Below are 21,382 nucleotides of genomic sequence, written 5' to 3'. Positions count from 1 at the left end.
GCGGTTGCGCGGCGGCCGTGCTCAGGTCCGTTTTCTAAGAAAATGGGAGGTGGCCATGGCCAAGGTGAACTACGTGACGGTTGGCTCGAACGATCTGGAGAAGGCTAAGACCTTCTACGACGCCCTATTGGGCTCGATCGGCTTCAAGCCCCTGTTCGACCACCCCTCTGGCGGCCGTCTCTATCGCGGCGACGGCTGCATGTTCGGCGTGCTGGGCCCGTATGACGGCAATCCGGCCTGCGTCGGCAACGGCATGATGGGCGGCTTCGCCTTTGATACGGTCGAGGAAGTGGACGCGTTCCACACCAAGGCGCTGGAGCTGGGCGGCAAGGACGAGGGCGCGCCTGGCGCGCGCATGCCCAAGGCCTATTTCGCCTATTTCCGCGATCTCGATGGCAACAAGCTCTGCGGGTACAAGCTAGGCTGATCCGGGTCGCCGGTCCGCTCCGCTCTCCGGGGGGAGCGGGCCGTCTTACGCCAGTAGCCGCGGCCGCCGACACCGCTTAAGAACGCCGCATGGCGTCGGCCGCACTGCTTTCCCTGACCCTGACGGATTTCAGATCCTATGAGCGCGCGCGCCTCGAGACGGGCGGGCGGAGCGTCTATCTGTTCGGCCCGAACGGCGCCGGGAAGACCAACCTCCTAGAGGCGATAAGCCTGCTGACGCCCGGCAAGGGTCTCCGGGGCGCGAGCCTTGCCGAGGTCGGCCGGCGGCTGCCGGGGGAGGCGGTCGGCAGAGCCTGGGCCGTGGCCGCGGAGGTCGAGAGCGGCCTGGACGCGCCCGTGCGGATCGGCACCGGCGTCGAGCAGGGCGGCGCCAGTCGTCGAACGGTGCGCCTCGACGGCGAGACCGTATCGCCCGGGCGCCTGGCCGATCATGTCCGGCCGATCTGGCTGACGCCCGCCCAGGATCGTCTGTTCTTGGAAGCCGCGTCCGAGCGGCGGCGCTTTTTCGATCGGCTGGTCTTCGCGGGCGAGCCATCGCACGCGGCCAACGCCAACGCCTATGACAAGGCGCAACGCGAGCGGATGCGTCTGCTGACCGAGGCCGTCGAACGCGGCGCGGCGCCGGACGCAACTTGGCTCGACGCGCTTGAGGCGCGCCTGGCCGAGAGCGGCGCGCTGCTGGCCCAAGCGCGGGCGCGGACGTTGCTGGCCCTGCAGGCCGAGATCGACGGGCGCGGCGATCGACCGTTCCCGCAAGCGCGTCTCACCCTGACGGGGGAATGGGAGGGGCTTGCTCTGGAGGCCGTTCCGTTCGCCGAGATCGAAGGGAAATTGGCCTCCGCGCTTTCCGCCGCCCGCGCTCGGGATGGCGCCGCCGGACGAGCCTTGACCGGCCCTCACCGCGGCGATCTGGCGATCTTCCATGTCGAGAAGGACCGTCCGGCGGCCGAATGCTCGACCGGAGAGCAGAAAGCTCTGATTTTGAACCTCGTTTTGGCCCAGGCCGCGCGACTTTCGCGTGCGGAATCCGCGCCGAATCCTGTAATATTGCTCGACGAAGTCGCCGCGCATCTCGATCTTGCCAGACGAGCCGCATTGGCCGACGAACTCACGGCGCTCAAGCTCCAGGCCTTCCTCACCGGCACGGACGAGTCGCTGTTCGACCATCTCAAGGGTCGGGCGCTAGGCGTTCGCGTGGGCGACGCCGGCCTGGCTACTCTGGAAGACGAATGACCGAGAACACCGAAGACCAAGTTCCCGAAGTGTCGCCCGAAATGACCACCGAGGAAGCCGCCGCCCAGTACGGCGCCGACTCGATCAAGGTGCTGAAGGGCCTGGACGCCGTTCGTAAGCGCCCCGGCATGTACATCGGCGACACCGACGACGGCTCGGGCCTGCACCACATGGTCTATGAGGTGGTCGACAACGCTATCGACGAGGCCCTCGCGGGCCACGCGACCAAGGTGCAAGTGATCCTGAACGCCGACGGTTCGGTGACGGTCACGGATGACGGCCGCGGCATTCCGGTCGACATGCACGAGGGCGAAGGCGTCTCGGCGGCCGAGGTCATCATGACCCAGCTGCACGCCGGCGGTAAGTTCGACCAGAACAGCTACAAGGTCTCGGGCGGCCTGCACGGCGTGGGCGTCTCGGTCGTCAACGCGTTGTCGGACTGGCTGGAGTTGCTGATCCACCGCAACGGCAAGGTCCACCAGATGCGCTTCGAGCGCGGCGACGCGGTGACCTCGCTGAAGGTGACCGGCGATTCTCCCGTGCGCACCGAAGGTCCCAAGGCCGGCGAGACGCTGACTGGCACGGAAGTGACCTTCTTCCCGTCCAAGGACACCTTCGCCTTCATCGAATTCGACCGGAAGACCCTGGAGCACCGCCTGCGCGAGCTGGCGTTCCTGAACTCGGGCGTGACGATCTGGTTCAAGGATCACCGCGACGCCGAGCCGTGGGAAGAAAAGCTCCACTACGAAGGCGGCATCGAGGCTTTCGTTCGCCACCTCGACAAGGCCAAGACGCCGCTGCTCAAGGCGCCGATCGTGGTTCGTGGCGTGAAGGACAAGGTCGAGGTCGACCTCGCCGTGTGGTGGAACGACAGCTATCACGAGCAGATGCTGTGCTTCACCAACAACATCCCGCAGCGGGATGGCGGCACGCACCTCTCGGCCTTCCGCGCGGCCCTGACCCGTATCATCACCAATTACGCCGAAAGCTCGGGCATCCTGAAAAAGGAGAAGGTCAACCTGGGTGGCGAGGATGCCCGCGAAGGCCTGACCTGCGTGCTGTCGGTCAAGGTGCCGGACCCCAAGTTCAGCTCCCAGACGAAGGACAAGCTGGTTTCGTCCGAAGTGCGCCCGGCCGTGGAAGGCCTAGTGTCGGAAGGGCTTTCGACCTGGTTCGAGGAGCATCCGAACGAGGCCAGGGCGATTGTCTCCAAGATCGCCGAAGCCGCCGCCGCGCGCGAAGCCGCCCGCAAGGCGCGCGAGCTGACCCGGCGCAAGAGCGCGCTCGATATCACCTCGCTGCCCGGCAAGCTGGCCGACTGCTCCGAGCGCGATCCGGCCAAGTCCGAGATCTTCATCGTCGAGGGCGACTCGGCTGGCGGGTCGGCCAAACAGGCCCGCAACCGCGACAATCAGGCGGTGCTGCCTCTGCGCGGCAAGATCCTGAACGTCGAGCGTGCCCGTTTCGACAAGATGCTGTCGTCCGACCAGATCGGCACCCTGATCACCGCCCTCGGCGCGGGCATCGGTCGCGACGACTTCAATCCGGACAAGGTGCGCTACCACAAGATCGTGCTGATGACCGACGCTGACGTCGACGGCGCGCACATCCGCACCCTGCTGCTGACCTTCTTCTATCGCCAGATGCCGGAGCTGATCGAGCGCGGCTACATCTATATCGCCCAGCCGCCGCTTTATAAGGCCAGCAAGGGCAAGTCCTCGCGCTACCTGAAGGACGACGCCGAGATGGACGCCTTCCTCGTGGACGAGGGCGTTGATGGCGCCGAGCTGGATCTGGCGTCCGGCGAGCGCCTGATCGGCCAGGATCTGCTAGCCTTGGTGCAGACCGCGCGCTCGGCCAAGGCCAATATCGACCGCTTGGCCGCGCGAGCCCCCGCCACGGCGATCGAGCAGGCCGCATTGGCGGGCCTGCTGGGTGAAAGCCCCGATCCGGCGGCCGCGGCCAAACGCTTGGATCTCTATGCCGAAGAGGGCGATGGCCCTTGGAGCGGCGAGCGCGGCGACACCGGCTTCGTCTTCAGCCGCGTGCGGCGCGGCGTTTCCGAGCGCGTGGTTCTCGACGACATTCTGATGCATGCCGCCGATGCTCGCCGCCTGGCCGAACGCGCGGTCAAGCTGGCTGAGATCTTCTCGGGCAGGGCGGTCTTCCGCCGCAAGGACAAGTCGACGACCGTTCGCGGTCCGCTCGATCTGGTGAACGCCGTGCTCGACGCCGGTCGCAAGGGGCTGACCATCCAGCGCTACAAGGGTCTTGGCGAGATGAACCCCGAGCAGTTGTGGGAGACGACGCTGGACGCCGAGGCGCGCACCCTGCTGCAGGTCCGCGTCAATCACGCCGACGACGCCGATGACATGTTCAGCCGACTGATGGGCGACCTTGTCGAGCCGCGTCGCGAGTTCATCCAGGAGAACGCGCTCGACGCGGAGGTCGACGTCTAGTCCCTGGCGGGAAATCCACCGCAAACGATTGTTTTCTGAGCGCCGGGCGCCCGTTTCGAGGGCGTTCCGGCGTTTTCACATCGTGGAGGCGACGAGAACCCCAAACGGCCCTGTCATGTCGTCGCGCGTTCATGGCGAGGGCGTCATCTTCCTGAGTGCAGGTGATTCGCTTAGGTGTGCGTGGGGGCGCGTCAGGTATGGAACAAGACTCCAGTTTTCGCCCAGAACGGATCCTGGACTTGTCTGAACGGCTTTCGAGCGTTGCGGGCGAGAAGATTGGCGAGATCGCGAGAGTCAATCGCGCGGCCAAGATGCTCTCGATCAACGCTCTGATCGTCGCCGCGCGCGCCGGAGAGGCCGGCAAGGGCTTCGCCATCGTCGCCGAGGAATTCAAGAAAATCTCCACCGAGATCGATGCGGTCGCGGCGGCGCTCGAAAGCCAAGTCCGCGCTGACCTGGACGAGCTTTCGGCGATCGGGGGGGCGATCCTTTCCCACATGCGCGGCCAAAGGCTGGCCGACCTGGCGCTCAACGCCATCGAGATCGTCGACCGCAACCTTTATGAACGGACCTGCGACGTACGCTGGTGGGCGACGGATTCGGCTGTGGTCGCCTGTCTCGGCGAAGAGGACGAGGGCGCTCGCCTTCATGCAAGCAACCGTCTGGGCGTCATTCTCGACGCCTACACCGTGTATCTGGATCTCTGGATCTGTGACGCGCGGGGGAGGGTTGTCGCCAATGGCCGACCGTCTCGCTATCCCAACGTCGTTGGGCAGTCCGTCGCCGACACGCGTTGGTTCCAGGAGGGGCTGCGCACAGCGAGCGGAGACGATTTCGTCGCCTGCGATATCGAGCGCTGCCGGGCTCTGGGCGACGCGCCCGTCGCGACCTACGCCACGGCCATTCGCGCGGGCGGGGAGGCCAGCGGCAAGCCGCTTGGCGTCCTGGGCGTACACTTCGACTGGAGGCCGCAGGCTCAGGCGGTCGTCGATGGTGTTCGCCTGACAAGCGAAGAGCGGGAACGTTCGCGGGTCATGCTGCTAGACCAGAAGGGGCGGGTTTTAGCCTCGTCCGACAATCAGGGTGTTCTCAGCGAGATCTTTCCGCTCGATACATCGGCTGGCCCAATGGGAAGCTACGCCGATGGCGAGGTGACAGTTGGCTATGCCTTGACCCCCGGATACGAGACCTATGCCGGTCTTGGCTGGTACGGCTGCCTCGTTCAGCGTCAGCAAGTTCCGGGATTAACCACGGTCGCGGCCTAATCTTAACCAAAACGCTTGCTGATTAACCGAACTATTTACCTGCTAGCAGGCGAAAACGACTAGATTCTTGGCATTTCATATGGATTTTCCAGCGACGGCGTTGCATTGCAAAGCCGCGCGTGGTTTTTTTAGGCCTAACGAGCCCGATGACGAAGTCTGATAGTTCTGCCGGGGGCGGAGAGACGCGTCATATTCTTAGTCTAAGGCTCGTTCGCGTGTTTCTTTCGCGGGGATCTGCACGAAAAGTGTGATCTCCGGGGAACGCTTCCGTCGAGAAATCGACAGGGGCGCGCGTTCTGGGCTAGAGAATTCGTTTACATTGTCCTAAAGGGACGCCGTTAATTTGGAGGGAGCAGTTATGGCTTCTCATCGCGTTCGGGCGATCGCTATCAGCTTGGCCGTTGCGCTGGCGCCGATGGGCGCTGGTCAGGTCTGGGCTCAAAACGCTCCGGCTACGGCCGCTTCGCTGCAGACCACCATCCAGGCCGCTGCTCGGGCGGCCGCCGCGCAACCCGGCTTCGCTCGCCTTTCATCCCAGGCGAAGCTGGCGGCTATCCAGGCCGCGGTCACCGCCGCTCTGGCGGCCACTGGCGCTTCGCCGACGGTAGTCGCCGCGGCGCTCGTTCAGGCGGTTGGGTCAGGCACGATCTCGGCCGGCGTCGCCATCCAGGTGGCGTCCGTGGTCGCTCCGGAAATGACCCAGACCGTGGCCTCGGCTCCGGTTGTGACTCAGCAGTTGGCCCAGACGGGCCAAGCGGCGACGGTTACCCAAACCGCTACGACCGACACTGCTGGCGCGCCGAGCGTTCTGGTCAATCTGCAAGGTGCTTCGCAGACCTCGGGCGACGCCGGCGCTGGCGCCGGCGCTGGCGCGGGTGGCACGACCACGACGACTCCTGCGCCGTACGATCCGTGCGCGGGCGTGGTCGCTGCCTACTGTGGGTAGAGAATAGCAATAAGTCTCGGGGCGGACCGACGCGTCACGACGTGCGTCGGCCGCTCCTTTCTGGTGGGGATAAACATGCGACTCCTTATGTGCTCGGCCGCTATGGCCTGCATCGCCTTGACCGCGCCTCAGGCCGTTCAGGCGCAAGACCTCGGTTCCAACTTCAAGCGTGACAAGAACGTCAGCGTCCGTCAGCGCCCGCGCCCGGACTACGAGGCGACCGGCCAGAAGGCTGGCGGCTTCACGCTGTATCCGCGCATCACCGCTGATGTTGAACGCAACGACAATATCTATGCCGTCGCGGCGGGCAAGGACAGCGACACCATCTGGCGCGTGAAGCCCGAAGTGGCCGTGCGCTCGAATTGGTCGCGTCACGCTCTGGGCCTGTTCGCCGGTGGCAACATCATCCGCTACTCGGACAACAGCTCCGAAAACGCCGAAGAATATACGGTCTCCGCGAACGGCAGGCTCGATATCGAGCGCGGCTCCAACCTGACGGGCTCCGTCCAGACCCAGCGCTTGGTCGAACCGCGTACGGCGCCGACCTCGCCGACCGCCTCGGGCAAGCCCGTGAAGTACGACCTGACGCAAGGCACGGTTTCCTACGTCAAGGAATTCAACCGTCTGCGCGTTACGGGCCGCCTGGACGACAAGGACTTCAACTACAAGGACGTGCCGAACGTCGCTGGCACGAGCATCGTCGACCAGGACTTCCGCGATCGCAACGAATTCTACTACGGCGCCAAGGCCGAGTATGCGGTCAGCCCCGACACGGCCCTCTATCTGTCGGCGACGGGCAACAAGAAGGACTATGACTCGAAGGCTGCGGCGACGAACCGTACGTCGGACGGCTATGTCGTCGGCGTCGGCGCCAACTTCGACGTCTCCGAGCTGGTGCGCGGTGACGTACAGGTCGGTTACATGTCGCAGTCCTACGACAATCCGGCTTTCGCCAAGATCGACGGCTTCAATGCCATTGGTCGCCTGGAGTGGTTCCCGACCCAGCTGACCACGGTCGGCCTGAACGGTTCGCGGACCATCGAAGAATCGACCGCGCCCGGTTCGCCTGGCTACGTCTCGAACAACCTCGGCGCGTCGATCGACCATGAGTTGATGCGGAACGTGCTTCTGTCGGCCGCCTACACGCATGGCAAGGACAACTACAAGGGTATTGATCGCGACGACAAGCGCGACAACTTCTCGGCGACGGCGACCTATCTGCTGAACCGCCGCGTGGGTCTGTTCCTGACCTATAACTACCTCAAGCAGGACTCGTCGGGCGCCGCGAAGGGCGCCTCGTTCAAGGACAACAAGGTGATCGCTTCGGTCGCGCTTCAGTTCTAAGAAAAACGTCCACGAAACGGCAAGCATTGCCGATTACTGAGAGTGGTTATGGACGGCTCCGGTTATGAAACTTCGAGCGCTCCGGTGAATGACACCGGAGCGTTGTCTTTTGACCTGAATATCGCGATCGCGACCTTCAGGCGTCGCTTCCGCTTGTTCGCGGCGGTGGCCGTGGTGGTGTTCGCCGCGGTGGTTCTGTTCACTTTGCAGCAGACGCCGCGCTATACGGCGACGGCTCAGGTTATGCTGGACGTCCGCAAGGAGCAGGTGACCGACATGAGCGCGGTTCTGTCGGGTTTGCCCGCGGACTCCGCCGTCGTCGACACCGAGGTCGAGGTTCTGAAGTCCCGCTCGCTGGCCGCGCGGGTCGTCAAGGATCTGAAGCTCGAGCAAGACCCCTACTTCAACCCGTATCTGCCGAAAGCCAAGGGCGCCACGGCCTGGTTCTCTTCGTTGAAGAAGGCGGCCGCGCCCGTGGCGGTCACCGACCCGGCGGAGCTGCAGCGACGCCGCGAGCGGATTGTCGACAATGTGCTCGGTGGGCTGAAGGTTCGTCGCGCGGGCCTGACCTATCTGATTTCGATCGAGTACACCCACACCGACCCCCGGCGTGCGGCGGACTTGGCGAATGCCTTTGCCAACCTCTACTTGACCGAGCAACTCGAGGCCAAGTTCGACGCCACGCAAAAGGCCAATGAATGGCTGGATACGCGCGTCGCCGAGCTTCGTGACCAGGTCGCGCAGGCCGACGCCGCGGTTCAGCAGTACAAGATCGCCAACAACCTGCTCAGCGCCGAAGGCGCCACTCTGACCGAGCAGGAAATCTCGGGGTTAAACCAGCAGCTGGCGCTGAGCCGCGCGGCTCAGGCCGAGACCGATGCGCGCCTCGCCATCGCGCGTCAGCAGTTGGCGCGTGGCAGCACCGGCGAGGACGTCGGCGAGTCCCTGAACTCACCGGTCGTGCAACAGCTACGCAAGCAGCGCGCCGAGAAGAGCGCCCAGGTCGCCGATCTCAGCGGCCGTTACGGCGACCGTCACCCTGACCTGCTGAAGGCCAAGCGCGAGCTGGCCGACATCGATACTCAAATCCAGGCCGAAATCCGCCGCATTATCTCGAACCTGGAAGCCCAGGCTCAGGTGGCGCGTCAGCGGACGGGCTCGGTCGCCGCGAGTGTTTCGCAGTCCAAGGGCACGCTCGCCGGCAATAACCGCGCCGCGATCGGCCTGGCTGAACTGGAACGCAAGGCGCAGTCCGTGAAGACGCTGTACGAGACCCTGCTGTCTCGTTTCAAGCAGACCACGACGCAGGAAGGTATCGAGCAGGCGGACGCGCGAGTCGTTTCGCCCGCCAAGATTCCGACCCGCGCCAGCTATCCCAAGCCGTCCTTGAACCTGGCCCTGGGCCTCGTTCTGGCGCTTGGCGCCGGTCTGGCTTCGATCGTTCTGGCCGAGATCCTGATGGCCGGCCTGTTCACCGAGGACGAGGTCGAGCGTCGCCTCGGCCTGCCCTATCTGGGCGCCGTGCCGTCGCTCGACACCACCGTTGACGACGCCAAGACCCTTCGGGGCGTGACGCCGCCGGAATACCTGATGGCCAAGCCGCTTTCGAGCTTCGCCGAAAGTCTCCGGAAGCTTCGCGCGTCGATCCTGTTCTCCAAGGTCGGCGAGACGGTCAAGGTGATCGCGGTGACCTCGTCCCTTCCGGGCGAGGGCAAGACGACGACCACCTTCTCATTGGCGCGCACCCTGGCGACGTCTGGCGCCAAGGTTATCGTCGTCGACTGCGACCTTCGTCAGAGCGCCATCAGCCAGTTCCTGAAGGAGCCGGCGCAGGTGGGCTTGCTGGAGGTCCTCAACGGCGTCTCCACTCTGGATCAGGCGCTGATCAACGACGAGAGCGGCGCGCAGATCCTGCCGCTGGCGAAATCGGCCTACACGCCGCGTGACGTGCTGGGCTCGGCCGCCATGCACCGCCTGTTGCAGGAGCTCCGTAACCGTTACGAGATCGTGCTTCTGGACACCGCGCCGCTGCTGGCGATCGCGGACACGCGCATCCTCGCGCCGCATACCGACGCGGTGGTGATGCTGGTGCGGTGGAAGAAGACGCCCGTGAAGGCGGTGCAGTCGGCCCTGGCCCTTCTGCAGGGAACGCGGGCGTTCATCGCCGGCGTCGCCCTCACCCAGATGGACCTCAAGGCCCAGTCCCGCTACGGCTACGGCGACTCCTACTACTACTACGCCAACTATCGAAAGTACTATGCGGACTAGGACCAAGTCGGGCGAGGGCACACCATCGCCCGGCGCTGCTAGAACCCGAAAGTTGCAGGCTTCCGAGGGCGCCGCGATCGGCGCCCTCGTTGCTTTGGTCATGTCGGAAGTCGTCGTGTTCGGCGCGAGCGATGTGGCCGTGGCCGCGGTCTTCGGCGTTCTGCAGTCCTTGTTCCTGCTGGTCTTGTTAAGCACGTGCGCCTGGGCGCGGCGCGTGCCGAGCATTCTGACGGCGCCTTGGCCAGGCTTGATGTTTCTGGCCGTATTGATCGCGACGGCCTGGGCGCTGACGCCCTTTGGTCCCGGCGGGCCGCATCCTGTCTGGGCCTATGTCGGCGGGGGCGGTTCGATCACCGTGGATCGTTCCTCTCTCGTCTTGAGCTTGCTGCGCCTTCTGGGACTGGCCTGCCTCTTCTATGGCGCATGGATCGTCGGCGCCTCAGAGACGCGCCGTCGAGCGTTGATCTGGTGGCTGCTGCTGGCCTTGAGCGTGTTCGCCGCGGTGGCCATCGTCGATCACGTCACACTTCGCGGCGGTCGGCGGCTTACAGCGACCTTATTGAGCCCGAATAGCGCCGCCACCCTGATGGGGATTGGCGTGGTGTTCGCCTTGGGGTTCTTCTCGCAGTCTATCCAGCGCGCGGGTGGGAAGCTGCGCATCGAAAGGCTGGGCCTGGACGCCAGTCTCGCCCTCGGCGCCGCAGCCGTCTTCGCCGTGGCCCTGGCTCTGACGGCTTCTCGGGCAGGCATTTTCTCCACCGTGGTCGCCTTGGCGGTTCTTTTGACCTGGCAGGTCTTGGCTCAAGGGCGGAAGCCGAGCGCGATCGCGATTGTTGGCGGCGCCGCGGCCCTGCTTGTCGTTGTCGGCGTCGCGATGCAAAGCGCCGATCTGACGGCCGCTCGCCTCGACAACCTGCAGAGCGACATCGTTGTGCGACGGACCATCTTCGACGCGCACTGGGAGGCGTTCGGGGGTTCGCCCTGGTTCGGGTTCGGGCTTGGCTCGTTCCCGCTCGTCAACCAACTGATCACCACTAGCGAGACCTTGGGCGCTCTGTTCGACGTGCGGGCGACCCATAACCTTTATCTTCAATGGCTTGAAGAAGGCGGGGTGGTCGGGACGATCGTCATGGCGGCCTGGGCTCTGGTCGCTCTGGGACGCGCCTCGAGGGAGGGGCTAAAGCCCGGGACGGCCGGAATGCTGGCGCGGGCCACCGTCGCCGCCGCCGTTCTGGTGCTTTTGCACGGTCTGTCGGATTTCGCTGTTCAGGTGCCGGCTCTGCAGGCCTTGTTCGCCGTCGGCCTCGGCGCCGTGACGGCTGTCGCGCCATCGCGCCGCGCGCCGCCCGCCATTAAGGCGGGCAGTTTTGCTTTCGCCGGAGGTGTTTTCTTCGCGTCGCTCCTGTTCGCGACGCCTCTGGCCGTTTCACGCTTCGGCGGCGATATGGCGTGGGCCCCGACCGCATCGGCGGAGGTCCTCGCCGTCGCCATCGAAAAGGATCTGGCGCGCGAGACCAAGGATCCCGACGTCCAGGAGCGCATGCTGGCCCGCGCCAAGCGCGAGATCGCCTTGAGGCCCGCCGCGGGCGGCGCTTGGCTACGGATGGCCGCCGTGCAGTTCCAACGTGGAGACATCGCGGCGGCGAACGCTGCGCTCGATCATTCCTTCGCGGTGGCGCCGTTGCAGACCAGCCTCTTCGAGAGTCGCGCGCGCTTGGCCTACGAGCACTGGGCGGTCCTGACTCCGGCTGTTCGCCAAGTGGTGATGTATCAAGTGCGCATCGAGTTCAGGCGTCCAAACGGCCTTGGGCGGCTGATTGCGCTGGCCAACAGCATTCGCGATCCGGCCGGTCGGGTCGGTCTGGCCCTGCTGATCGGATCCGAGCGCATTCAGCAGCAGCAGGCCGCGGCTCAATAACGCCTTCTGCGAAGGAAACCCCGTCTTCTCCATAGGAGGGGACGGTGCGCGCCGCAGGATGTTTAATTCAAGTAAACCTAGATTTTTCACAGGGCATTACCTTCGCCGCGATACTCCTTCGACAAGCAGGAGTTGTGGCCGATGGTCGACGCCGAAATCTCTTTCTCGCCTACGGATATCGCGCTGTCGCCGCAGAATCCGCGGATGGCTCCGCTGGCCGGCCTGGGTCTCGCGGTGGCGACGTCGGCGAGCCTCTGGGCCCTGCTCGCGCTGGGTCTCGCCTGGCTCCTGTAGGCTAGCGCTCTCCGCGCTTTTCGATCGCACAAACGAAACAACGCCCGCTCCGCTTGTCGGGGCGGGCGTTTCGTCTTTCTCCGCCGCCGTTTTCAACAAAGCGGCGCTAATGAGAAAAGCCCCGAACTCAGTTCGGGGCTTCTTAGGCTCTCAGCCGATCAACCTCAGGCCGCCGCGCTGGTCCACAACGCCGTGCCCGGCACTTGGCGCTCGACCCAGCGGTAGTTGAGGTCTTCCCAGGGGGTCGCCCATGGCGTCAGGTTATCCAGAACCCAGTCGCCGCTCTTCAGCGAAATCATGAGCACGGCGTGGCCTTCGCCGCGGGCGGTGACCGCCACGGCCAGGGACAGCGCGCTTTCAGGCACGCCGGCGGCGATCAGCTGGCGACGCTTCTCCAGCGCATAGTCCTCGCAGTCGCCGTAGAGCTTGCCGTCGACCATGCGCGGCAGGGCCCAGTATTCCGGCTGACCATAGAGATCGAGATCGCTGGCCTTTTTGACGTCCCGGTTGACCGCTTGGTTGATCTGGTTGAGCAGTTTCAGTTGCTCGCGTTCGCCGCGGGCCAGCCAGGCCGAGACAGTCGCCGACGCGGGCGTCTGATCGGCGGAGGCATTCACATCCGGCTGCGCCGCTACGGCGACAGCGCTTTGAGCGGCGGGCGCCGCGACTTCGGACGCGACGATCGGAGCCAGCTCGGCGGCTTGATCTTGAGATGGCGCGCTGGCGCCCAGGAAAGCATGGGCGGGCGACGCGCCGACCGACGAGGTGAGCGGCTGGACCGAAGGCGTCTCAAGACCCATCAAGGCCAGCTGGCTCTGAGGTAGGCCGCAGGTGGCGAGATCGCGGCGGCACAGCTCGGCGAAGCCCATCGGCGCGCTCATGCCCCCACCACGCGGCATGAAGGGCATCGAACCGGCGTGAGCATTAACGCCAGCCATCAGGGCGACGGCGCTGATCAAGCCGCTAACAATGTTCCGCGTGTTGAGCATGGTGTCCCCGCTGTGTTCACGAGGGCACTATTCATTTGCGCAACGAATTTGAGCTGAATTTAGATGGTATAATTCGAATTTAAGGTGAAGGTAATTTTGATATTAACTGTAATGACGTGCGTATTTATTTGGTAAATTCATTGAGAATGGGTTTGCTAAATTCAGGGTTAACCGCCACGAGCGCCGTTGAACTAGCTGGCCGCCTGGGGCAAAATTGAACGATCTTCCCGGCGCCCGTCGCCGACCTGGCGAGCCCGATGTTCAAGTCCCTCTTTCGGTCCAAACAACAACCCGAGCGCGCCGCGTCTACGGATGGACGCCTGCTCTACGCTATCGGTGACGTGCACGGCCGGCTGGATCTTCTGGATGGTCTGGTCGAGCGCATGACCGAGGACTTCCGGACGTTGGGTCGCCAGGATCAGCCAGTTCTGATCATGCTGGGTGATTACATCGACCGGGGGCCGCAGTCGGCGGCGGTGATCGATCGCCTGATCGACCTGCGTCAACAATCGGCCGAGGGGCGGTTTGAGTTTCGGGCCTTGATGGGTAACCACGAGGAGACCCTGCTGCACTTCCTCGACGACCCGATGGCCGGGCCGTCCTGGGTGGAATATGGCGGCGGCGAGACCCTGGCCTCGTACGGCGTGCGCAGGCCCGTGGGACGCGCCGAGCCCGAAGCCTGGGAGCAGACCCGCTTGGCTTTCCGCGAAGCCTTCCCGCCGACGCACGAGACCTTTTTGCGCCAGCTCGAGCTGAGCGTGGTTTACGGCGATTACGTCTTCGTCCACGCGGGCGTGCGTCCAGGCCTGCCCCTGGAGCGCCAAGTGGCTGCGGACCTCCTCTGGATCCGCAACGAGTTTCTGGACAACCCGCATGGGTTGGACGCCACGGTGGTGCATGGACACACGCCCGTAGAGCAGGTCTTCCTCGGCCGACGGCGGATCAATGTCGATACCGGCGCCTATGCGACCGGGGTCCTGACCGCCGTTAGACTTGATGGTGGCGAGCCCACGATCATTCAGTTCAGTAAAGCGCGCGCGGCGTAAGGCTTCGCCTTGTTCATCAGCCGGTCACGTGCGATGTGCAATTGCAATCTCCGCGTCCTGTAAGTCTCAAGGTGAGAAGCTTCGCAATGATCGGTGTTCCGAAACTCTCTCGCGCCCTCTCGCTGTTGGCGCTGGCGGTTTTCATGACGTTTGGCGCCATGACCGGCGCGGCGCATGCTCAGACCATCACCCCAGGGGCGCCAGCCGTCACGCCGGCTCAGTCCATGGACTATCTGCTGGGGCCGGCGGACAAGGTCCGCGTCACGGTCTATGGCGAACCCTCGCTGTCGGGTGAGTTCTTTGTCACGGGCAGCGGTCTGATGTCCCTGCCGCTGATCGGCGAGATCAAGGCGGGCGGCATGACCGTCGGCCAGTTCCAACAGGCTGTGCAGAAGGCCCTTAGCGACGGCTATCTGAAGGACCCGCGCGTCAGCGCCGAAGTCCTGACCTTCCGCCCCTTCTACATTCTTGGCGAAGTCGAGAAGCCTGGAACCTACCCCTACACCTCGGGGCTGACCGTGCTGAACGCGGTGGCCACCGCTGGCGGCTTTACCTATCGCGCGGACAAGAAGAGCGTCTGGATCAAGCACAACGGCGAAACCACCGAGAACAAGAGCGAGCTGACGCCTTCGACGGTCGTCGCTCCGGGCGACACGATCCGGATCGGCGAGCGCTTCTTCTGATCCTGGCGGAAAGCCTAGGAAACGAGGCGTGGCGAGTGATCGCCACGCCTTTTTTCTTGGTCTGCTCGCGGAACGTCGATCTCTGAAATTGAGACGCCATGTCAACAGAATGAGACGCCGCGCCGTCTCCGCCGATGGCGACGAATGGTAATGTCCAATTCGAGAGCTGTTATCGCCACCCGTCTCGGCGAGGCTCTCCAGGCTTGTCCGCCATCCCTAAGGCGCATGGCGACACGCAAGCCGAACCGGTGGCTGAGGACGGTGGATCATCACCGCCGTCCCGCCCCTCAGCCACAGGTGGGGGATTCCGTCCGTGAGCCATGGCGCTCGCGGACGGATGTCCGCCCGAGCCGCTCAAGTCTCAGAACTTACGAGAAGGCCGCTGGCGCACCCGACACGATTCGAACGTGTGACCTTTGCCTTCGGAGGGCAACGCTCTATCCAGCTGAGCTACGGGTGCATCCCTTGCGGGAAGCGGGTCTTAGCCGAAAGGCGGCCGTGGCGCAAACGGTCTTGCGGGGGGCGGCCTAGGCCGCCCCCATGTAGATGAAGCGAGCGACGAATAGCGCCGCCAGCACGAACAGCAGCCAGTCGCTCGTTTGGGCCTTGCCTCGGATCAGCTTCAGCCCAGCATAGGCGGTGATGCCGAACGCCAGGCCGTTGGCGATCGAGAAGGTGAGGGGGATGGCGATCACGGTCAGGAAGGCCGGGATGGCGACGCCCGGGTCCTCCCAGTCCACGTCGACCAGCGCTCCAATCATCATCGAGCCGACGATGATCAGGGCCGGCGCCGTGGCGGCGGCCGGAATGGCCTGGACCCACGGCGCGAAGAACAGCGTGGCGAGGAACAGCAGGCCGACCACGACCGCCGTCAGGCCCGTGCGGCCGCCGGCGGCGACGCCCGAGGCGCTCTCGATATAGCTGACCACGGTCGAGGTGCCGGCCAGGGAGCCGCCGATGGTGGCGATCGAGTCGGCGGTCAGGATGCGGTTGAGGCGTGGGATCGTGCCGTCCGGCTGGACGAGGCCGGCCTTCTTGGTCACGGCGACCAGGGTGCCGACATTGTCAAACAGGTCGACGAACAGAAAGACGAAGATCACCTCGGCCAGCGCCATGCCCATGCCGCCGTTCAGGTGCAGGGCGGCGGGGACGTCGAGCTTGAAGGCCGTGGCGGTGAGGGCCGCCAGGCCGTATTCACCAGGGACGATCTTGGCGAGGCCCAGCGCCCAGCCAGCGACCGCGGCGACCAGGATGCCGATCAGGATCGCGCCCTTGACCCGCCAGACCATCAGCCCGCCCATGACGAGAAGGCCCAGGATGGCGAGGGCGGCGTTGGGCTTGGTCAGGTCGCCGAGCGCCACGGTCGTGGCTGGATCGGCGACGATGATGCCGGCCTCCTTGAGACCAATGAAGGCGATGAACAGGCCCACGCCGGCGGCGACGGCCGAGAACAGCGGACGCGGGATCGCGCCGACGATCAGTTGCCGAATGCCCGCGACCGTCAGGACCAGGAAAGCCACGCCGGACAGGAAGACGCAGCCGAGCGCGGTCTCCCACGGCAGGCCCATGCCCTTGACGACGGTGAAGGTGAAATAGGCGTTGAGGCCCATGCCCGGCGCCAGGGCGATCGGATAGTTGGCGATCAGGCCCATCAGGATGCTGCCGAAGCCGGCGGCGAGGCAGGTGGCGGCCGCCACCGCCGCGATGGGCATGCCCGCCTGGCCCAGGATCGTCGGATTGACGATCACGATGTAGGCCATGGTCAGGAAGGTGGTGAAGCCCGCCAGCACCTCGGTGCGCACCGAGGTCCCTTGCGCCGACAGCTTGAACATCCGCTCGATCATTTCACCGTCCCCCCAATGGACGCCGCGCTAGGCGTATTGGCCTCATAGCGATCCCAGCGGCTGGTTAGCTCACGCACCACGACCGAACCGACACGGTAGGCCGAGTCGAACGCCGCCTGCGCGCCCTCGCCATGGAAGGCGCGCGGGAACTCCGGAGCGCCGGTGGGCGCGCGCGAATAGTTGCTGGCCGTCCGCAGCACCAGGACGCGCGAGAAGTCGACCTTGCCGGCCTTCGCGTAGAGGTCGAGCACGTCCATGACGCCCTGGTCCTCGCAGTCGGTCATCGTGAAGGTCCCCGCGCCGTCGGTCCAAAGGCGGACCCAGTCCTCGGCCCATTGGGTGCGACGCGCGCCATGCCAGAACCGGGTGGCGCCCAGCGCCTCGCCCTTCAGGACGAACGGTGGCTTGGTGGCGTTGACGTCGCTGGCGTAGGGCGCGCGCAAGCCCGCCAGGGCGGGATTGTCGGGGATGGGGGTCTTGGCGGTGAGGCCATAGGCCCAGTCCACGAGCCGCCAGTTCAGCGCCCAGACCATGCCGGACGACCCTTGAGCGGAGCCTTTCACGTTAGGCCTGTCGGTTTCCAGCGAGTAGAGGCCATAGGGCCAGTCGGCTGGGATCTCGCGGTCGTCGACTTCAAAGATCGGGTCGGCGTCCACGACGTAGCGCGCCCAGGCGGCGCTGCCGATCGAGGCGACCTTGGGATCGACGCCGGCGATGCCGGCCACGATCCAATAGGTCTTGGAGAAATCGAACTGCTTGGAAAGGATCAGGGCGGCGACGCTCTCCCGCGCACGCGCGCGCATGTCGGTCATCACGCCCAGCACGCCGGTCTCGGGCGACCAGCGGGCGGCGTGGCGCAGGCCGGGAACAGCGATGGTCTCCTTGAGCGGCAGGCCCTCGACCCAGGGCTGGAACTCGCCGGGCCTGTCGCCGGTCACCTCGCCGATCTCGAAGGTCGTCAGCACCACGACCTTGACGGGGATAGGCTTGGTCTCCCGCGCCTGGGCAAGGCCCGATAGGCCTAGGCACAACGCCACAACAAGTCCCAGAAGCCGCATCGCCAAACCCCTCGCGCGCAAATCGCGGCGAAGCTGGCGCGGTGCGGCAAGCCTGGCAAGCGCGTTTGTCGCCGGCGGCCAGGTGTGAGGCGAGCTGACTAGTCCTTGGTCGGGTCGGCCGCGTTCGGATCGCCATAGGTCAGAGCGACGAAGACATCTTCAAGGTCCGGATCCTCGGTGGCGATGTCCTTGATCAGAACGCCGCTGGCGCGGACGGCCGCCAGAACCTGTTCAACGCTGGATTGGCCGGTGCGATAGCTGACCGAGAAGGCGCCGCCCGCACGCAGCTTGGTGTCAAATCCCGCCAGGGCTGGTGCGGCCGTCACGGGCTGTTCCGGTGTGACCACGACGTTGCGGCTGTCCATCCGGCGCAGCAGGGTCCCGGTCGGCTCGCAGGCCACCACCTCGCCGCGATTGATGATGGCGATCTGGTCGCAGAGCTCCTGGGCTTCTTCCAGGTAGTGGGTGGTCAGAACGATGGTGACGCCCAGCTCGTTGAGGCCCGTCACGTACTGCCAGAGCTGGCGGCGCAGCTCGACGTCAACGCCGGCGGTGGGCTCGTCCAGGATCAGCACCGGGGGCTGGTGGACCATGGCCTTGGCCACCATCAGGCGACGCTTCATGCCGCCGGATAGCTGTCGGACATAGGCGCCCGCCTTGTCGCCCAGGCCCAGAGCGTTCAGCAGTTCGTCGGTGCGCCGCTCCCGCTTGGCCACGCCATAGAAGCCCGCCTGGACCTCCAGTGACTCGCGCGGTGTGAAGAAGACGTCGGCGGCCAGCTCCTGGGGCACGACGCCGATCGCCGCGCGGGCGTCGCGAGGACGCTGGTCGATGTCGCGGCCCCAGATCCGCACCGTGCCCGAGCTTTTGCGCACCAGGCCGGCCAGGATGTTGATGAAGGTCGACTTGCCCGCGCCATTGGGGCCCAGGAGGCCGAAGATCGAGCCGCGCGGGACCTTCAGGTCGATGCCGTTAAGCGCCCGCTTCTCGGGCGAGGTCTTGGTGGCGGCGTAGGTCTTGTAGAGGCCTTCGGCTTCGATGGCGTAAGCGGGCAGGTCCATGGATCGTCCAGAATGCAAACGGCGAGGCCGGAAACGCCGCGAGAAGGGCCCCCGGAGGCGCGCGTCGATTGACGGCGCCTTTCGGCGTCGCATAGGTATGCCTCGTTCGCGGCGACGCCAAGGCCGCGATCCGAATTCGAGGACTTCCGAAGATGGCCAAGGCCAAGACCCCGACCGCCAAAGCGACCGTTCCGACCGCCATGGATCCGGCGGCGATCGCCGGTCCCGCGCCGGAGACGATCATCGTCCGCTCGCACCGCATCGCCTGCGACGGCGTCGGCGGCGCTCTGGGTCATCCGCGCGTCTGGCTGGAGATGGGCGCGGCCGGCTTTGTCGACTGCCCCTACTGTGACCGTCGCTTTGTCGCGGCGACGGGCGAGGGCGACGAGGACGAGCAACTCGCGCCCGGCGTCTATGAAGGCGCCGGCGGCCACTAAGCCGTGAACGACAGCGTTCCGACGGACCAGCGGGCCGAGACCCTCGCCAAGGCCTGGGAGAAGGCCGAGTGGCCGCACGAGGCGCCGGTGCTGCGCGCCATCGCCATGCCGTCCGACACCAATCCCGAAGGCGACATCTTCGGCGGCTGGCTGCTGTCGCAGATGGACTTGGCGGCGGCGTCGATCGCCTTCCACCGCGCGGCGGGTCGCTGCGCCACGATCGCCATCGACGGCATGACCTTCATCAGCCCCGTCTTCGTGGGCGACGAGGTCAGCCTGTTCGCCAAGGTGATCCATACGGGCCGCACCTCTCTCAAGGTCGCCGTCGAGGCGTGGCGTCGCCGCCGGGACGGAGAGCAGGCGCACAAGGTGACCGAAGGCGTCTTCACCTTCGTGGCCATCGATGAGCACCGCAAGCCGCGACCCTTGCCGGTTTAAACGACCGCGCCGAACACCTTGCCGATCAGGGCCGTGGCCGCCAGGGCCAGGACTCCCCAGAAGGTCACGCGGATCACCGACTTGAGCCGCGGCGCGCCGCCTGCCCACGCGCCCAGCCAGCCGAGCACGGCCAGGGCCGCCAAGGTCGCGACCGTCACGACCGGGATCATCACCTGAAGCGGCGCGATCGCGGTGACCGCCAGGGGCATGGCCGCGCCCACCGCGAAGGTCGCCGCCGAGGTCAGGGCGGCCTGGACCGGCCGGGCGGTCAGGTGCTCGGAAATGCCCAGTTCGTCGCGCGCATGGGCGGCCAGCGCATCGCCCGCGTTCAGCTGCGCGGCGACCTGGCGGGCGAGGTCTGGCGTCAGACCGCGCGAGACATAGATCGCGGTCATCTCATCCAGCTCTTCTTCCGGCTTGGTCGCCAATTCTTGGCGTTCACGCGCCAAGTCCGCGGCCTCGCTGTCGGCCTGGGAGCTGACCGAGACGTACTCGCCAGCGGCCATCGACATCGCGCCAGCGACCAGACCTGCGCCCGCGGCCAGCAGGACCGCGCCGCGCGAGGTCTCCGCCGCCGCGACGCCGACCACCAACGCCGCCGTCGACACGATGCCGTCATTGGCGCCCAGGACGGCGGCGCGCAGCCAGCCGATCCTCGACACCGCGTGTCGTTCGACATGCGCCTTCAACCGAGCCATGGCCGTACCCCTTGATCGAATTCGACCAAAGGAGGACCCAGGCGGCTGCGTCGGGTCAAGCTTGGCGGCGGCTTACGGGGCTAGTGCGACAGGTCGAACTGGGTCGGCGCGACGTCGAGCCAGGCGCAGATATCCAGGATGACCTGGCGTTCCTCGGCCTGAAGGCCGCCGTCCGCGATCGAAACCGCCACCGCCGCCGCCGCGACCTCCACGGCCTCCGCCCGTCCTTTGAGCTGGCGGATCATCATCTCCGCCTCCGCCCGAGCCTCCTCCGGCCGTGTCTCGAACCGGGCGTCAAGGGCCTCGAAGGCTTCGAGCACATCGTCGACGCCGAACGGGATCAATCCCGCCTGACCTCGGATCCGGTCCAGCATCCGCCCACGCTCTTCGGTCGAGACCTCGCCGTCGGCGTGGGCGATCAGGGCGCAGGCCGCCACCACGGCGTCGAGCTGCTCCAGTTGGCGGGGTGTCCAGACGTCGGTCGGCGCCAGCGCCTTGCGCAGGGCGTTGTTCATGAGCGTTTCCTCGTTGTCGTTATCGTTGACGGCCTTGGACATGATCTCAGGCCCACCGCGCGGTGGCGGCGTTCAGTTCAATGGTCCACAGACGTTCCTGCAGGCTTTGCCGCCGCAGGCTCCAGATCTGGATCTTGGCCTTGTCCGGGTTGGGCTGTGCGCTCTCCTCGCGCATGGCCGTGCTCAGCCGGGCGATCTCCGCGCGAAGCTGCTGAGCGTTCATCAAGGGCATGTCCTCGCTCTCCTCTGTTCGGGGGAGTGCGCCGATGCTGGGCGATGGGGCTCAGAGGGGGGAAGCGGCCTCCAGGACCCGGCATCGAGCGCACTCGATGCGGTCCGACATCACGCCCGACGCTAAGCGTCGAAACGTCAGAGGGGCCCGGCCCGCACCTAAGACTTTGGGAGAAATGGGACGGGACACAAGAGGGGCGATGAAATT

Annotated in this window: 20 protein-coding genes and 1 tRNA gene; 13 read left to right on the top strand and 8 right to left on the bottom strand. The window is 65.7% G+C overall.

Going from position 1 to position 21,382, the window contains the following annotated elements:
- The first annotated feature begins 55 nt into the window (after positions 1 to 55).
- The 9 genes from CSW60_RS10050 (at position 56) to CSW60_RS23655 (ending at position 12,174) form a co-directional block, all read left to right on the top strand.
- Entirely contained in the window at positions 56 to 427 is a 372-nt protein-coding gene (locus CSW60_RS10050; protein ID WP_201723008.1) for a VOC family protein, read from the top strand.
- 89 nt (positions 428 to 516) lie between these two features.
- On the top strand, positions 517 to 1,680 hold the full coding sequence (gene recF, locus CSW60_RS10045) for a DNA replication/repair protein RecF (protein ID WP_099537111.1): 1,164 nt from the start codon (positions 517 to 519) through the stop codon (positions 1,678 to 1,680).
- Positions 1,677 to 4,139: a DNA topoisomerase (ATP-hydrolyzing) subunit B gene (gyrB, locus tag CSW60_RS10040; RefSeq protein WP_201723007.1), complete on the top strand. Its 2,463-nt coding sequence runs from the start codon at positions 1,677 to 1,679 to the stop codon at positions 4,137 to 4,139. The genes recF and gyrB overlap by 4 nt, the downstream gene beginning before the upstream one ends.
- A gap of 197 nt (positions 4,140 to 4,336) precedes the next feature.
- Entirely contained in the window at positions 4,337 to 5,404 is a 1,068-nt protein-coding gene (locus tag CSW60_RS10035; protein ID WP_099537110.1) for a methyl-accepting chemotaxis protein, read from the top strand.
- Between the two features lie 358 nt (positions 5,405 to 5,762).
- Positions 5,763 to 6,350 carry a hypothetical protein gene (locus CSW60_RS10030; protein ID WP_099537109.1) on the top strand — a complete coding sequence of 196 codons (588 nt, stop codon included), beginning with the start codon at positions 5,763 to 5,765 and terminating at the stop codon, positions 6,348 to 6,350.
- A 75-nt stretch (positions 6,351 to 6,425) separates the two neighbouring features.
- Complete coding sequence (locus tag CSW60_RS10025; protein ID WP_099537108.1) at positions 6,426 to 7,694, top strand: outer membrane beta-barrel protein; 1,269 nt, start codon at positions 6,426 to 6,428, stop codon at positions 7,692 to 7,694.
- A 48-nt stretch (positions 7,695 to 7,742) separates the two neighbouring features.
- Complete coding sequence (locus CSW60_RS10020) at positions 7,743 to 9,962, top strand: polysaccharide biosynthesis tyrosine autokinase (RefSeq protein WP_099537107.1); 2,220 nt, start codon at positions 7,743 to 7,745, stop codon at positions 9,960 to 9,962.
- Between the two features lie 52 nt (positions 9,963 to 10,014).
- On the top strand, positions 10,015 to 11,880 hold the full coding sequence (locus CSW60_RS10015) for an O-antigen ligase family protein (RefSeq protein ID WP_236634240.1): 1,866 nt from the start codon (positions 10,015 to 10,017) through the stop codon (positions 11,878 to 11,880).
- Between the two features lie 141 nt (positions 11,881 to 12,021).
- A complete protein-coding gene (locus CSW60_RS23655; RefSeq protein ID WP_201723006.1) occupies positions 12,022 to 12,174 on the top strand; it encodes a hypothetical protein in 153 nt (50 codons plus the stop codon).
- Between the two features lie 164 nt (positions 12,175 to 12,338).
- On the opposite strand, the gene CSW60_RS10010 is transcribed toward CSW60_RS23655, so the two are convergent.
- Complete coding sequence (locus CSW60_RS10010) at positions 12,339 to 13,163, bottom strand: transglutaminase-like cysteine peptidase (RefSeq protein WP_099537105.1); 825 nt, start codon at positions 13,161 to 13,163, stop codon at positions 12,339 to 12,341.
- A 257-nt stretch (positions 13,164 to 13,420) separates the two neighbouring features.
- Here CSW60_RS10010 and CSW60_RS10005 point away from each other — a divergent pair, with 257 nt between their 5' ends.
- The gene (locus tag CSW60_RS10005) at positions 13,421 to 14,209 is read left to right on the top strand and encodes a metallophosphoesterase family protein (RefSeq protein WP_099537104.1); all 789 of its coding nucleotides are present in this window, start codon (positions 13,421 to 13,423) and stop codon (positions 14,207 to 14,209) included.
- Between the two features lie 86 nt (positions 14,210 to 14,295).
- Positions 14,296 to 14,892, top strand: coding sequence for a polysaccharide biosynthesis/export family protein (locus tag CSW60_RS10000; RefSeq protein WP_099537103.1), 597 nt, complete (start codon positions 14,296 to 14,298; stop codon positions 14,890 to 14,892).
- A 383-nt stretch (positions 14,893 to 15,275) separates the two neighbouring features.
- On the opposite strand, the gene CSW60_RS09995 is transcribed toward CSW60_RS10000, so the two are convergent.
- The 4 genes from CSW60_RS09995 to CSW60_RS09980 all read right to left on the bottom strand — a co-directional run bounded on the left by CSW60_RS09995 (position 15,276) and on the right by CSW60_RS09980 (position 18,855).
- Positions 15,276 to 15,352, bottom strand: a tRNA-Arg gene (locus CSW60_RS09995).
- A gap of 67 nt (positions 15,353 to 15,419) precedes the next feature.
- Positions 15,420 to 16,736: an NCS2 family permease gene (locus tag CSW60_RS09990; RefSeq protein WP_099537102.1), complete on the bottom strand. Its 1,317-nt coding sequence runs from the start codon at positions 16,734 to 16,736 to the stop codon at positions 15,420 to 15,422.
- On the bottom strand, positions 16,733 to 17,794 hold the full coding sequence (locus tag CSW60_RS09985; RefSeq protein ID WP_099537101.1) for a purine nucleoside permease: 1,062 nt from the start codon (positions 17,792 to 17,794) through the stop codon (positions 16,733 to 16,735). Before CSW60_RS09985 ends, CSW60_RS09990 begins: the two co-directional genes overlap by 4 nt.
- A 98-nt stretch (positions 17,795 to 17,892) precedes the next feature.
- Positions 17,893 to 18,855, bottom strand: coding sequence for an ABC transporter ATP-binding protein (locus CSW60_RS09980; RefSeq protein WP_099537100.1), 963 nt, complete (start codon positions 18,853 to 18,855; stop codon positions 17,893 to 17,895).
- A 152-nt stretch (positions 18,856 to 19,007) separates the two neighbouring features.
- Here CSW60_RS09980 and CSW60_RS09975 point away from each other — a divergent pair, with 152 nt between their 5' ends.
- Positions 19,008 to 19,292 (top strand): zinc-finger domain-containing protein, encoded by a 285-nt coding sequence (locus tag CSW60_RS09975; RefSeq protein WP_099537099.1) that lies wholly within the window; start codon positions 19,008 to 19,010, stop codon positions 19,290 to 19,292.
- A 3-nt stretch (positions 19,293 to 19,295) separates the two neighbouring features.
- Complete coding sequence (locus CSW60_RS09970) at positions 19,296 to 19,730, top strand: acyl-CoA thioesterase (RefSeq protein WP_099537098.1); 435 nt, start codon at positions 19,296 to 19,298, stop codon at positions 19,728 to 19,730.
- Here the strand turns inward: CSW60_RS09970 and CSW60_RS09965 are convergent.
- From CSW60_RS09965 to CSW60_RS09955, 3 genes are all read right to left on the bottom strand, one after another.
- The gene (locus tag CSW60_RS09965) at positions 19,727 to 20,428 is read right to left on the bottom strand and encodes a VIT family protein (RefSeq protein ID WP_099537097.1); all 702 of its coding nucleotides are present in this window, start codon (positions 20,426 to 20,428) and stop codon (positions 19,727 to 19,729) included. The genes CSW60_RS09970 and CSW60_RS09965 overlap by 4 nt on opposite strands.
- 80 nt (positions 20,429 to 20,508) lie before the next feature.
- A complete protein-coding gene (locus CSW60_RS09960) occupies positions 20,509 to 20,985 on the bottom strand; it encodes a tellurite resistance TerB family protein (RefSeq protein WP_099537096.1) in 477 nt (158 codons plus the stop codon).
- 4 nt (positions 20,986 to 20,989) lie between these two features.
- Positions 20,990 to 21,175 carry a hypothetical protein gene (locus CSW60_RS09955; protein ID WP_099537095.1) on the bottom strand — a complete coding sequence of 62 codons (186 nt, stop codon included), beginning with the start codon at positions 21,173 to 21,175 and terminating at the stop codon, positions 20,990 to 20,992.
- Positions 21,176 to 21,382 lie beyond the last annotated feature (207 nt).

Origin of the sequence: Caulobacter sp. X, assembly GCF_002742635.1 — a bacterium.
Classification (GTDB): Bacteria; Pseudomonadota; Alphaproteobacteria; order Caulobacterales; family Caulobacteraceae; genus Caulobacter.
This window is presented reverse-complemented; position numbering and strand designations above follow the sequence as displayed.

Bases quoted from the DNA above. Each gene is read 5' to 3' on its own strand.
- CSW60_RS09975 (WP_099537099.1), top strand. From the start codon at position 19,008: ATGGCCAAGGCCAAGACCCCGACCGCCAAAGCGACCGTTCCGACCGCC.
- recF (WP_099537111.1), top strand. From the start codon at position 517: ATGGCGTCGGCCGCACTGCTTTCCCTGACCCTGACGGATTTCAGATCC.
- CSW60_RS09955 (WP_099537095.1), bottom strand. From the start codon at position 21,175: ATGCCCTTGATGAACGCTCAGCAGCTTCGCGCGGAGATCGCCCGGCTG.
- CSW60_RS09960 (WP_099537096.1), bottom strand. From the start codon at position 20,985: ATGTCCAAGGCCGTCAACGATAACGACAACGAGGAAACGCTCATGAAC.
- CSW60_RS09990 (WP_099537102.1), bottom strand. From the start codon at position 16,736: ATGATCGAGCGGATGTTCAAGCTGTCGGCGCAAGGGACCTCGGTGCGC.
- CSW60_RS09985 (WP_099537101.1), bottom strand. From the start codon at position 17,794: ATGCGGCTTCTGGGACTTGTTGTGGCGTTGTGCCTAGGCCTATCGGGC.
- CSW60_RS10050 (WP_201723008.1), top strand. From the start codon at position 56: ATGGCCAAGGTGAACTACGTGACGGTTGGCTCGAACGATCTGGAGAAG.
- CSW60_RS10020 (WP_099537107.1), top strand. From the start codon at position 7,743: ATGGACGGCTCCGGTTATGAAACTTCGAGCGCTCCGGTGAATGACACC.
- CSW60_RS10030 (WP_099537109.1), top strand. From the start codon at position 5,763: ATGGCTTCTCATCGCGTTCGGGCGATCGCTATCAGCTTGGCCGTTGCG.
- gyrB (WP_201723007.1), top strand. From the start codon at position 1,677: ATGACCGAGAACACCGAAGACCAAGTTCCCGAAGTGTCGCCCGAAATG.
- CSW60_RS10005 (WP_099537104.1), top strand. From the start codon at position 13,421: ATGTTCAAGTCCCTCTTTCGGTCCAAACAACAACCCGAGCGCGCCGCG.
- CSW60_RS09980 (WP_099537100.1), bottom strand. From the start codon at position 18,855: ATGGACCTGCCCGCTTACGCCATCGAAGCCGAAGGCCTCTACAAGACC.
- CSW60_RS10000 (WP_099537103.1), top strand. From the start codon at position 14,296: ATGATCGGTGTTCCGAAACTCTCTCGCGCCCTCTCGCTGTTGGCGCTG.
- CSW60_RS09965 (WP_099537097.1), bottom strand. From the start codon at position 20,428: ATGGCTCGGTTGAAGGCGCATGTCGAACGACACGCGGTGTCGAGGATC.
- CSW60_RS23655 (WP_201723006.1), top strand. From the start codon at position 12,022: ATGGTCGACGCCGAAATCTCTTTCTCGCCTACGGATATCGCGCTGTCG.
- CSW60_RS10035 (WP_099537110.1), top strand. From the start codon at position 4,337: ATGGAACAAGACTCCAGTTTTCGCCCAGAACGGATCCTGGACTTGTCT.
- CSW60_RS10010 (WP_099537105.1), bottom strand. From the start codon at position 13,163: ATGCTCAACACGCGGAACATTGTTAGCGGCTTGATCAGCGCCGTCGCC.
- CSW60_RS10025 (WP_099537108.1), top strand. From the start codon at position 6,426: ATGCGACTCCTTATGTGCTCGGCCGCTATGGCCTGCATCGCCTTGACC.